The sequence below is a fragment of the Massilia sp. S19_KUP03_FR1 genome (assembly GCF_036688685.1).
Taxonomy (GTDB): Bacteria; Pseudomonadota; Gammaproteobacteria; order Burkholderiales; family Burkholderiaceae_D; genus JALYUM01.
Map to the genome: position 1 here is coordinate 22181 of NZ_JAQQPS010000018.1, position 11895 is coordinate 34075.

13 protein-coding genes are annotated in these 11895 nt (G+C 61.0%); 9 read left to right on the top strand and 4 right to left on the bottom strand.

What is annotated here, in order from left to right:
* Positions 1–9: 9 nt before the first annotated feature.
* Positions 10–705, top strand: coding sequence for a nitroreductase (locus V6M87_RS19280; RefSeq protein ID WP_332878276.1), 696 nt, complete (start codon positions 10–12; stop codon positions 703–705).
* Positions 706–863: 158 nt separating this feature from the next.
* Positions 864–1916, top strand: coding sequence for a serine hydrolase (locus V6M87_RS19285; RefSeq protein WP_332878277.1), 1053 nt, complete (start codon positions 864–866; stop codon positions 1914–1916).
* Here V6M87_RS19285 and V6M87_RS19290 read toward each other — a convergent pair.
* Positions 1884–2672: an IclR family transcriptional regulator gene (locus V6M87_RS19290; protein WP_332878278.1), complete on the bottom strand. Its 789-nt coding sequence runs from the start codon at positions 2670–2672 to the stop codon at positions 1884–1886. The genes V6M87_RS19285 and V6M87_RS19290 overlap by 33 nt on opposite strands.
* Positions 2673–2798: 126 nt before the next feature.
* Between V6M87_RS19290 and V6M87_RS19295 the strand changes: the two genes are divergently transcribed.
* The 7 genes from V6M87_RS19295 to V6M87_RS19325 all read left to right on the top strand — a co-directional run bounded on the left by V6M87_RS19295 (position 2799) and on the right by V6M87_RS19325 (position 8923).
* Positions 2799–3185: a diacylglycerol kinase gene (locus tag V6M87_RS19295; protein ID WP_332878279.1), complete on the top strand. Its 387-nt coding sequence runs from the start codon at positions 2799–2801 to the stop codon at positions 3183–3185.
* A gap of 103 nt (positions 3186–3288) precedes the next feature.
* The gene (locus V6M87_RS19300) at positions 3289–3927 is read left to right on the top strand and encodes a peroxiredoxin (protein WP_332878280.1); all 639 of its coding nucleotides are present in this window, start codon (positions 3289–3291) and stop codon (positions 3925–3927) included.
* Positions 3928–4097: 170 nt separating this feature from the next.
* Positions 4098–4871: a sulfite exporter TauE/SafE family protein gene (locus tag V6M87_RS19305; RefSeq protein ID WP_332878281.1), complete on the top strand. Its 774-nt coding sequence runs from the start codon at positions 4098–4100 to the stop codon at positions 4869–4871.
* Positions 4872–5134: 263 nt separating this feature from the next.
* On the top strand, positions 5135–5983 hold the full coding sequence (gene cysT / locus V6M87_RS19310) for a sulfate ABC transporter permease subunit CysT (RefSeq protein WP_332878282.1): 849 nt from the start codon (positions 5135–5137) through the stop codon (positions 5981–5983).
* Entirely contained in the window at positions 5980–6906 is a 927-nt protein-coding gene (cysW, locus tag V6M87_RS19315) for a sulfate ABC transporter permease subunit CysW (protein ID WP_332878283.1), read from the top strand. The genes cysT and cysW overlap by 4 nt, the downstream gene beginning before the upstream one ends.
* Positions 6907–6908: 2 nt before the next feature.
* Positions 6909–7994 (top strand): sulfate/molybdate ABC transporter ATP-binding protein, encoded by a 1086-nt coding sequence (locus V6M87_RS19320; protein WP_332878284.1) that lies wholly within the window; start codon positions 6909–6911, stop codon positions 7992–7994.
* Positions 7991–8923: a CysB family HTH-type transcriptional regulator gene (locus tag V6M87_RS19325; protein WP_332878285.1), complete on the top strand. Its 933-nt coding sequence runs from the start codon at positions 7991–7993 to the stop codon at positions 8921–8923. The genes V6M87_RS19320 and V6M87_RS19325 overlap by 4 nt, the downstream gene beginning before the upstream one ends.
* 1 nt (position 8924) lies before the next feature.
* On the opposite strand, the gene V6M87_RS19330 is transcribed toward V6M87_RS19325, so the two are convergent.
* The 3 genes from V6M87_RS19330 to V6M87_RS19340 form a co-directional block, all read right to left on the bottom strand.
* Positions 8925–9971, bottom strand: coding sequence for an aldo/keto reductase (locus tag V6M87_RS19330; RefSeq protein WP_332878286.1), 1047 nt, complete (start codon positions 9969–9971; stop codon positions 8925–8927).
* A gap of 2 nt (positions 9972–9973) precedes the next feature.
* On the bottom strand, positions 9974–11023 hold the full coding sequence (locus V6M87_RS19335; protein ID WP_332878287.1) for a quinone-dependent dihydroorotate dehydrogenase: 1050 nt from the start codon (positions 11021–11023) through the stop codon (positions 9974–9976).
* Positions 11024–11118: 95 nt separating this feature from the next.
* Positions 11119–11856 (bottom strand): arginyltransferase, encoded by a 738-nt coding sequence (locus V6M87_RS19340; protein WP_332878288.1) that lies wholly within the window; start codon positions 11854–11856, stop codon positions 11119–11121.
* Positions 11857–11895: the final 39 nt, after the last annotated feature.

Consider the following 11895-nt stretch of genomic DNA (forward strand, 5'->3'; position numbering starts at 1 on the left):
GAGACTGTCTTGATCAGCAATCCCCAGCAGGAAGCCGTCGACGCGGCGATCACCACGCGCCACTCGATTCGCGCGTTTTTACCCGCCCCGGTCGCGCGCGCGGACATCGAACAGATCCTGCAAGTGGCCGCACGCGCGCCATCGGGCACCAACACCCAGCCGTGGAAGGTGCACGTTCTCGAGGGAGAGGCGAAAACCGCACTGTCCGAGGCGATCCTCGCGGTGCACCAGGATCCGGTCCTGAACGCCCAGCACAGCGAGGAATATCCGTATTATCCGCGCACATGGAAATCGCCCTTCATCGAGCGGCGCCGCAAGGTGGGCTGGGATCTGTATGCGTTGCTGGGCCTGACGCGCGACAACAAGGCCGGCATGGCGGCCCAGCATGCGCGCAACTTTCGCTTTTTCGACGCACCCGTCGGGCTGATCTTCACCATCGACCGCAGCATGGAGCAGGGTTCCTGGCTCGACTACGGAATGTTTTTGCAGAGCATCATGGTTGCGGCGCGCGGACGCGGCCTCGATACCTGCCCGCAAGCGGCTTTCACGCAATACCATAAGATCATTGGCGAAAAATTAATGTTGTCGGAGGACGACATGATCGTGTGTGGCATGGCGCTTGGCTGGGCCGATACGAGTAAGATTGAAAACACGCTGGTCACCGAGCGTGAACCGGTTTCAGGCTTCGTCCGATTTCTGAAATGAAGCCGCGTGAGGACGTTGAAACTTTGAGTATGATTTTTTGCAAACTGTGTTGCTAGCGCGCAAAAAACATCGCTTAAAGTCAAATATCCTTGCGTTGGCTTGTTGCATCGCTAAACTGCAATCATCACCTCAGCAGTTTGGTTGTAAAGGAATCGTCGATGTTAAAGCTCGTTTGCGCCGTGTTTGTTTCCCTGATGCTGGCTTCGGCGCCGCCTGAAGCGTCTGCCAAAGAGCGTCCCCACGCGGTCAAGAAAGTCAAGGCGCACAAGGCTGCCGCTTCCTCATCCGAACGGCCGCGGGTGCGCCTCGTGCAGCGTCACGGCAAACGCCAGGTCATTTACCGCAACAGCCGCCGTGTCGCCCCCGCCATCATCGCGATGACGGCCGGTGACCGCGCCGGCTTGAACCAGACGCCCGATCCGCTGGCGCTGGCGTCGAGCGTGGCGTTTGTGGTCGACCAGGCCAGTTCCCAGGTGCTGTTCGAAAAAAATTCGAATGTGTCCTTGCCGATCGCCTCGATCACCAAACTGATGACGGGCTTGATCGTGGTGGAGTCCGGCCTGAACCTGGACGAAATGCTCACCGTCACCGACGCCGACGTTGATCGCCACAAATTCACCAGCTCGCGCCTGCGCGTGGGTGCCACCATGACCCGGCGCGATTTATTGCACATCGCTTTGATGAGCTCGGAAAACCGTGCCGCGGCGGCGCTGGGACGTAGTTATCCGGGTGGCATCGGCGCATTTGTCGCGGCCATGAATGCCAAGGCGCAGCAGCTGGGCATGTCGGAAACGCGCTATGTGGATTCGAGCGGCCTGTCGAGCGAAAACGTGGCCAGCGCGCGCGACCTGGCGCGCCTGGCCGGCGTGGCTTACGGTGAACCACTGCTGCGCCAGTTCAGCACCGATCCAAAATACGTGGTCGACGATGGTCGCCGCGCCATGCATTACGGGAACACGAATTACCTGGTTGCGAGTCCCGACTGGAACATTGGCTTGCAAAAAACCGGCTTCATCAACGAGGCAGGGCGTTGCCTGGTCATGCAGGCGGTCATTCAGGGACGCAACGTGATCATGGTATTTCTCGATTCCAAGGGCAAGCAGTCGCGCACGGCTGATGCCGGCCGCATGCGGCGCTGGCTCGAGGCATTGAACCCGCTCGGTAGCACGAAAGTTGAGTCAGTTCCCGAGGGCGTAACCCAGGGTGGTTGAGATCTGGATGGCCGTGCTCATCAGGTCTTCCAGCCACTCTTCCTGCAAGCGGTCAGCCGGCGCCGAGATCGACAGTCCGGCCACCAGTTTGCCGGTGTCGTCATGGATGCCGGCGGCCATGCAGCGTACGCCCAGTTCCAGCTCCTCGTTGTCGCGCGCATAGCCGCGCGCCCGCACCAGCGATAATTCCCGCTCCAGCTTGCCCAGGTCCGTGATCGAATTCTTGTTGTGACCGGCCAGCCCGGTGCGCGTGGCGTAGGCGCGGATGGCTTTCGGTTCATCCACCGACAGGAACAGCTTGCCGGTCGAGGTGAGATGCAGCGGACCGCGCCCGCCGATGGCGCGCACCACCTGCATGCCGGAGCGCTCGGAAAAGGCGCGGTCGATGTAGACGATCTCGTCGCCCTGGCGCACCGACAGGTTGATGGTTTGCTGGGTTTTCTTGTGCAGGTTGCGCATGAAGTCGAGCGCCGCCTCGCGCACCGATAAACGGCTTTTCACCACATTGCCCAGCTCCAGCAAGCGCATCCCGAGCCGGTAAGTGCCCGGTTCGACCCGGTCGACGAAGCGCGTGACCACCATGTCGTTGAGGATGCGGTGCGCCGTCGACGGATGCAGGCCGGACACCTTCGCCAATTCCTTCAAACTGACCGGGTCCGGATACTGCGCCAGCGCATCGAGTAACGCGTTCATGCGCTCGATCACCTGGATCGAGGTTTTGGCGGGGGTGATGGGGAGAAGGGCGTCGTTTTTCATGATGTGGTTTGTGCAGTGCAGTAACTCCCTGTCTTTATACCATAATGTGAAACGCAGTGGCAATCGCTTCCAGTGGCTGCAGGGGCGAGGCATAATGGATCATTACCTTGCACAAATGAAAATATTATGGAAACTCCCGTCAGCCAGTTCAAGAGCAAAAGTGGTCTCGGGCGCATCCTTGCAGCCTGTCGCAATTCGGCCGATGGTTTCAAGGCAGCATGGCAAAACGAACATGCGTTTCGCCAGGAGATGGCCATGTTTGTCATCGGCAGCGTCATCGCGCTGCTGCTGAAAATTTCCGCTTTCGAAAAGTTCGTCTTGATCGGCGTGCTGGTGTTTGTCCTTTGTGTTGAATTGCTCAACTCGGCGCTGGAAGCGGTGGTCGACCGCATTTCGCTGGAGCGCCATCCGCTGTCAAAAAACGCCAAGGATTTCGGCAGCGCGGCAGTCTGCCTGGCGATGTTGCTGGCAGCCGGCGCGTGGATCGTGGTCCTGTTCAATCGGTTCTATTGAAATTTTTCGCATAAGCTTGGACGCCTTTCCGGCTTGGCGTGTGCGCGTCCTTCATGGCATGATCATTCGTTCAAGTATTTGAACTTTCACTCTGGAGACGAAGATGACTTTACGACTGGGCGATAGCGCACCCGATTTCGAACAAGATTCGACGATTGGCAATATCAATTTTTATGACTGGGCGGGCGATTCCTGGGTGGTGCTGTTTTCGCACCCGGCCGACTTCACGCCGGTCTGCACAACCGAGCTGGGCCTGACCGCCAAGCTGAAACCCGAATTCGACAAGCGCAACGTCAAGGCGATCGCGCTCTCGGTCGATCCGGCCGAGCAGCACCGCAAGTGGATTGCCGACATCGAAGCCACGCAAAAAACGATCGTCGGCTTTCCGATCATTGCCGACGCCGACCGCAAGGTGTCCACGCTGTACGACATGATCCACCCGGAACAATCGGCCACCGCCACGGTGCGCTCGCTGTTCATCATCGATCCCGCCAAAAAAGTGCGCCTGATGATTACCTACCCGATGAGCACCGGCCGCAACTTCGACGAAGTGCTGCGCGTCATCGATGCGCTGCAACTGACCGACGGCTACAGCGTGGCGACGCCGGGCAACTGGAAAGATGGCGACGACGTCATCATTCCGCTGACGGTGCAGGATCCGGACGTGCTCAAGGCGAAGTATCCAAAAGGTTTTACGGCCGAGCGGCCGTACTTGCGCCTGACGCCGCAACCAAATAAATGACATTGAAGCGGAAAGGATCACTTTCCGCTTCAATGTCATCCCGTTGCAAAACGGGATCCAAGCGATGGCGCTGCAGCGCCTTGGTGTGTTGTGCGCATAAGCAAATAAGGAAGCTGTTGTTGTGATTTCCCATCGGCACGAGTACGCTCGAGTTCGGATGGGGAGTCTCTATGTCGTTTACCTATATTGCAGCAGGTTTTGCAGTCGGCCTGCTGGTCGGCATGACGGGCGTCGGCGGCGGCTCGCTGATGACGCCCTTGCTGACCCTCCTGTTTGGCGTCAACCCCGCCGTTGCCGTCGGAACGGATCTGGCCTTTGCCTCGATCACCAAGGGCGTCGGCACCATCACCCATCGCCTGAACGGCACCGTGCAGTGGCATATTGTGCGGCGCCTCTGTATGGGCGCGCTGCCGGCCGCGCTGGTGGCCACGCTGGCGCTGTCGCAGTTCGGCGCGCTCAACAAGGAAATCGGCCAGATCATCCGTTACTCCATCGCCGGCTCGGTGCTGCTGACCGTGGTCGCGCTGATCTTTCGCTCGCGCATGCTGCGCTGGGTCCACGCCAGTCCGGGCCGCCAACTGCAGGGCAAGACCCTGGCCACGGCCACGGTCGTGTCCGGTGTGGTGCTGGGGACACTGGTGACGGTGTCGTCGATTGGCGCTGGCGCCATCGGCGCTACCTTGCTGGTCATGCTCTATCCACGCCTGAACCCGGCCGAAGTGGCCGGCACCGACATCGCCTACGCCGTGCCGCTGACGGCAATTGCCGCGCTCGGCCACTGGTGGCTTGGTTCGATTGACTGGATGCTGCTGCTGACCTTGCTGGTCGGTTCGGTCCCGGGCATCACGCTCGGTTCCATGGCCGCCAAGGTGGTGCCGGAAAAAATTCTGCGCGTGGTGCTGGCACTGACCTTGACGACCGTGGCGTATAAACTGATTCAGTAGGCTTAGAACCTATCGCGGTAGGTAGGAGGAAGCTGATGGCGATGCATGGCAAGCGAGGGCAAGGCGCGAGGACGACGCATGGTGATCCATGCTAGGACGAGCAACGCAGCCATCGCTTGTCAGGCGCGCCAGCAGCGACTCCGGTCTACCGAGGTAGGTTCTTATAGCCAAAGTATCTATGCAAATGAATTCTGCTTCGTTTGCCTTATTTGCTTTGCATGCGAACATCGCACCTTATTAGAAGAAAATGTAATAAGGCTGCCATGACCTCTCTCCTCAAGCCGCGCGCCGCGCCGACCCGGGTATTGCCCGGGTTCGGCCTCACGCTTGGCTTCACGCTTTTTTATCTGGCGCTGATCGTCCTGATCCCGCTGTCGGCCGTGTTCCTGAAAACCTTCACCATGACGTGGGAAGCGTTCTGGAGCGCGGTGACGTCGGCGCGCGTGATGGCGTCGTACCGACTCACCTTCGGCGCCTCGCTGATCGGGGCGCTCCTGAATGTCTTCTTTGGCGGCATCGTCGCGTGGGTGCTGGTGCGCTATAAATTCCCCGGCAAACGCTTTATCGATGCGCTGGTCGACCTGCCGTTCGCGCTGCCCACCGCGGTGGCCGGCATCACGCTCACCGCGCTGTATTCCTCGAATGGCTGGATCGGCAAGTACCTTGAACAAGTCGGCATCAAGGTCGCCTTCACGCCGCTCGGTGTGGTGGTCGCGCTGACCTTCATCGGCTTGCCATTCGTGGTGCGCACCGTTCAGCCCGTGCTGGAAGACGCCGAGCGCGAACTCGAAGAAGCAGCGGCCAGCCTGGGCGCGTCGCCGTGGCAAACCTTCTGGCGCGTGATCCTGCCGAACCTGGTGCCGGCCTTGCTGACCGGCTTTGCGCTGGCGTTCGCGCGCGCCACCGGCGAATACGGTTCCGTCATTTTTATTGCCGGCAATATGCCGATGGTGTCGGAAATCACGCCGCTGTTCATCATTACCAAGCTGGAGCAGTACGATTACGCCGGCGCCACCGCGATTGCCGTGGTGATGCTGGTGGCGTCGTTCGCACTGCTGCTGACGATCAATTTATTGCAAGCGTGGACACGCAAACGGGCAGGTAAAGCATGAGCGCCGTGATCGATCTCCCTGTGAAACCGGTGGCAAGCGCGCAGCGCGCCCCCACCAACACGCTCGAGCCGCGCTGGATCAAGTATGTGCTGGTGACCATTGCGCTGTCCTTCCTGACCTTGTTCCTGTTCATTCCCCTGGTCGCTGTGTTCGCCGAAGCGCTGAAGAAGGGCTGGGACGTCTACGTCGAATCCATCCTCGACCCGGACGCCATTTCCGCCATTCAGCTGACCCTGATTGCCGCCGTGATTTCCGTGCCGCTGAACCTGGTGTTCGGTGTCTGCGCGGCGTGGGCGATTGCCAAGTTCGAGTTCCGCGGCAAAAGCATCCTGCTCACCTTGATCGATTTGCCGTTCTCGGTGTCGCCCGTGATTTCCGGCCTGATCTATGTGCTGATGTTCGGCACCCAAGGCTGGTTCGGACCCTGGCTGCAGGAACACGACATCAAGATCCTGTTCGCCGTGCCGGGCATCGTGCTGGCCACCGTGTTCATTACCTTCCCGTTCGTGGCGCGCGAACTGATTCCCCTGATGCAGGCGCAGGGCAGCGAAGAAGAAGAAGCGGGCTTGGTGCTGGGCGCGTCTGGCTGGCAGATTTTCCGCCGCGTGACACTGCCGAACATCAAGTGGGGCCTGCTCTACGGCGTGATCCTGTGTAATGCACGGGCCATGGGCGAGTTCGGCGCGGTGTCGGTGGTGTCGGGGCATATCCGCGGCGAAACCAACACCATGCCGCTGCAGGTCGAGATCCTCTACAACGAATACAACTTCACGGCCGCGTTTGCGATCGCCTCGCTGCTGGCACTGCTGGCCCTGGTGACGCTTGCAATCAAATCCTTTATCGAATGGCGCTTGCACCAGTCCGGCGAAACCGCCGCGGATGAAGCCGCCCTGATGCCTATCTCGCACGAAGCACGGAGCTGAATATGACCATCGCTGTTAATAATATCCACAAACAATTCGGCAACTTCACGGCGCTCGACAACGTCTCCCTGAATTTCCCCAACGGCGAACTGACCGCGCTGCTGGGCCCGTCCGGCTGCGGCAAAACCACCTTGCTGCGCATCATCGCCGGCCTGGAAAACCCGGACAGCGGGCAAGTCCTGCTCGACGGTGAAGACGCGTCCGCGCGCAATGTGCGCGAGCGGCAAGTCGGCTTCGTGTTCCAGCATTACGCGCTGTTCCGCCACATGACCGTGTTCGAAAACGTCGCCTTCGGGCTGCGCGTGCGCCCGCGCAAGGAGCGTCCAAGCGAGCAGCAGATCCGCGAGAAAGTGAAATCCCTGCTCGACCTGGTCCAGCTCGACTGGCTGGCCGACCGTTACCCGCCGCAATTGTCCGGTGGCCAGCGCCAGCGCATCGCGCTGGCGCGCGCACTGGCCGTCGAGCCGCGCGTCTTGCTGCTCGACGAACCGTTCGGCGCGCTCGATGCGAAAGTGCGCAAGGAATTGCGGCGCTGGCTGCGCCGCCTGCACGATGAATTGCACGTGACCAGCATTTTCGTGACGCACGATCAGGAAGAAGCGCTGGAAGTGGCCGACCGCGTGGTGTTGATGAACAAGGGCCGCGTTGAACAACTGGGTACGCCGTCCGAGGTCTACAACCATCCGGCCTCGCCGTTCGTCTACGGTTTCCTCGGTAACGTGAACATTTTCCACGGACGCGTGCATGAAGGCGTCCTTGCCACCGGCGACGTCCGCTTCGACGCACCCCAACATGCCGCCGTGCAGAACGGCGCCGGGATTGGCTATGTGCGTCCGCACGACCTCGATGTCGAGCGCTATGTGCCGGGCATGGAAGGTGTCATCGTGAAATTGCGCCGTGCTCACGCCATCGGACCGCTTGCGCAGCTCGACCTCGAGCGCAGCGACAACGCGGAACTCATCGAAGCGGTGATGGCCAATGAACGCTTCCAGGGCCTGGGATTGCTGGAAGGCGATACGCTGGTCGTGCGCCCCCGCAAGATGCAGGTGTTCGTCAACGATTTTGTCGATGCCGGAGCGAACATATGAACTTCCAACAATTACGTTCGGTGCGCGAAACCGCGCGCCGCGGCTACAACCTGACCGAAGTGGCGCATGCACTGTTCACGTCCCAACCTGGCGTGAGCCGCCAGATCCGCGAGCTTGAAGACGAGCTCGGCGTCATCATTTTCGAGCGCAACGGCAAGCGTCTCACCGGCATGACCGGCCCCGGCAAAGGCATCCTGAAGATCATCGACCGCCTGCTGGTGGAAGCGGAAAACCTGCAGCAAGCCAGCCAGGAATACGCCGACCAGGACAGTGGCACGCTCACCATTGCCGTCACCCACACGCAGGCGCGCTATGCCTTGCCGCAAGTGGTGCAATCGTTCCGCGCCGCGTTTCCGGGCGTGCGCATCGCGCTGCAGCAAAGCGCACCGGAACATATCGCCGAGTGGGTGTTGTCGGGCAAGGCCGACATCGGCATCGCCACCGAGGGTTTGTCCGCCTTCCCGGACCTGGTCTCGTTCCCGTGCTACCGCTGGAGCCACGTGGTGGTGGTGCCGGAAGGCCATCCCTTGCTGACGGTGGGGCCGATCACGCTGGAACACCTGGCCCAGTATCCTTTAATTACCTACGACATCGGTTTTACGGGGCGCGGGCATATCGACGACGCGTTCGCCAAGGTGGGGCTGGAGCCGGACATCATGCTCACCGCCATGGATTCGGACGTGATCAAGCAGTATGTGGCGCTGGGCATGGGGGTTGGTATCGTCGCCTCGATGGCCTTTGACCATGGGCGCGACCGCGGCATGCGCGCCATCGAGGCGTCGCACCTGTTCGCACCGAACGTCACGCGCCTGGGCGTGCGCCGCGGCGCGTTTTTACGGGCCTACGCTTATCACTTCATCGAACGCTTTGCGCCGGGGGTGACGCGCAGCGATGTGGAGCAGGCGCTGCGGGTGAACGTGGAAGATTGATTTATTGTCCGGGATTGGTGTAGCGCGCGTGAATGGCGTTCACGCCTTCCACCAGCTCATCGGACAGCGTTACCTCGGCCGCGTCTATGTTTTCCTGCAACTGTTGCAAGCTGGTAGCGCCGATGATCGTCGACGCCACAAACCAGCGTGAGTAACACCACGCCAGCGCCAGGGTTGCCGGCGTCATGCCGTGCGCCCGCGCCAGGACGGCGTACTCCCTGGTTGCGTCCAGCACGGCAGGGCGCAGGTAGCGCGGGCTCCAGGTTGGCGGGTAAATGCTCAGGCGACCCACCGCTTGCGGGTTGTCCACGTACTTGGCAGTCAGCTGCCCGAAGGCCAGCGGGCTATACGCCAGCAAGCCGACGTTTTCGCGGAAACACGCTTCGTCGATCAGGCTCGTTTCAAACGCCCGCGCGGTCAGGTTGTACAAATTCTGGATGCTGGCGATACGCGGCAAGCCGTTTCGTTCCGCCTGTTTGACGTATTCCGCCACGCCCCACGCGCTTTCATTCGACACGCCGATGTGGCGAATCTTGCCGGCCTTGACCATCTCATCGAGCGCCGCCAGCGTCTCGGCAATGGCGACATGGGGCCGTTCGGCGGCCGGATTGAAACTGTTGGCGCCGAAGATGGGCAAGTTGCGGCTGGGCCAGTGGAGCTGGTACAGGTCGATGTAATCGGTTTGCAGGCGCTGCAGGCTGGCATCGACGGCGGCGCGGATATTGGCGGCGTCGAGATTGTGGCCGGCGCCGCGGATCCAGGGCATGCCTGGGTTAGGGCCGGCAATTTTCGAGGCAAGGACGATGTCTGCGCGCCGGCCGCTTTTCTTCAGCCAGGTGCCGATGAAGCGTTCGGTCGCGCCCTGTGTCTCGGCCTTGCCGGGCACCGGATACAGCTCCGCCGTGTCGACGAAGTTAATGCCGCGTTCCAGCGCATAATCGAGCTGGCTGTGCGCATCCGCTTCGGTGTTTTGTTCGCCGAAGGTCATGGTGCCAAGGCACACCTTGGTTACCGACAAGTCGCTTGCGCCGAGCAGCGTGCGCTTCATGTTTACTCCTGGACCGGGATTTTCAGTGCATTGGCGCATTCGCGCACCAGCGCCGGGCCACGATAGATCAAGCCGCTATACAGTTGCACAAGTTTTGCGCCCTGGCGGATTTTGACGGCCGCGTCCGCGCCGGACATGATGCCGCCCACGCCGATGATCGGAATTTCGTCGCCCAGTTCCGTTTTCAGGGCGCGGATGACGATATTCGACAGCTCGAACACCGGCTGGCCGGACAAGCCACCCGTCTCGAGGCTGTGGCGCATGCCTTCGACTTCGCGCCGGTTCAGCGTGGTGTTGGTGGCGATTACGCCGTCTATCTTGTGGCGCAGCAGCGCGCCGGCAATATTGCGGATCTGGTCGCCGTCGACGTCGGGGGCGATTTTCAGGGCCAGCGGCACATACTTGCCGTGCTCGTCGGCCAGGCGTAGCTGTTCTGCCTTCAGCTGCGACAGCAGGGCATCGAGTTCCGACGCGCTTTGCAGCTGGCGCAAGTTCTTGGTATTTGGCGAGGAGATATTCACCGTCACGTAACTGGCGTACTGGTAGACCTTGCGCAGGCATGCCAAATAATCGTCGGCAGCCTTTTCGATGGGGGTGTCGGCGTTCTTGCCAATGTTCAGGCCCAGCACGCCCTGGCGTTCCTGGTAAAACTTCGAGGCCTGCACGTTGGCGACGAAGGCATCCACGCCGCCATTGTTAAACCCCATGCGGTTGATGATGCCGCGCGCTTTCGGGATGCGGAACATGCGCGGACGCGGGTTGCCGGCCTGCGCCCGCGGGGTCACTGTGCCTACTTCGATCGAGCCGAAGCCGAGTGCCGCCAGGGCGTCGATGTAGGCGCCATCCTTGTCGAGACCTGCAGCCAGACCCACCGGGTTCGGAAACGTGATGCCCATGACCACGCGCGGATCGGCGTCGGGCTGCTTGACGCCAAGCTTCATGCCGCGTGCTTGCGCGCGCCGTAAGGCAGGCAAGGTCAGGTTGTGGGCTGTCTCCGGGTCCAGGGAGAACAGCACGGGGCGGGCAAGGCGGTACAGGAATTTATCAGACATGGATCGCTTCGGCAGGATGATGGCCGTATTCTACCCTGCGAATCCCTTGCGCAAAAACAAGAGGTGTAAGTATTGGTGAGGATTGCAACCATTGCTCACAGCGATTCCTCTACCAACAGGCCCCACGCGCCGTCGATACGGGCTTCGAGTGGGCGAAAATTGGTTTTATAGGCCATTTTCGGACTCTGCGCGATCCAGTAACCGAGGTAGACGTAATCGAGGTTCAGTTCGCGCGCCTGCGCGATTTGCCACATGACGTTGTAGGTGCCGAACGAGGCGCCGGCCACGTCGGGATCGAAAAAGGTATACACCGAGGACAGGCCGTCCGCCAACACGTCGATGATCGAGACCATGCGCAGCACGCCGTCGGGCTCGCGGAATTCAACCAGGCGGGTGTTGACGCGGCTTTGCAGCAGGAACTGGGCATACTGGTCGCGGCTGTCCTGGTCCATGCCGCCGCCGACATGGCGGGTGGTCTGGTAGCGCAGGTAGAGCGCGTAATGCTCGTCCGAAAAGCTGAGGTTGGCCACCGTCGCGGCCAGGCTGGCGTGACGCCGCCAGGCCCGCTTCTGGCCGCGGTTGGGGAGGAAGGCGGCGCTTTGCACGCGCACCGGAATGCAGGCGCTGCAACCGTCGCAATAGGGGCGGTAGGTAAAAATGCCGCTGCGCCGGAAGCCGCTTTTGACCAGTTCGGAATACACGTCCGAGTTGATCAGGTGCGATGGGGTGGCCACTTGCGAACGGGCCTGGCGCGCATCGAGGTAACTGCACGGGTAGGGCGCAGTGGTGTAAAACTGCAGCGTGGCAAAGGGCAGGTCATTTAAGTGCGTCATGCGGTAGCTCTCGACGACATGTTTAAAGCTATTGTAGCC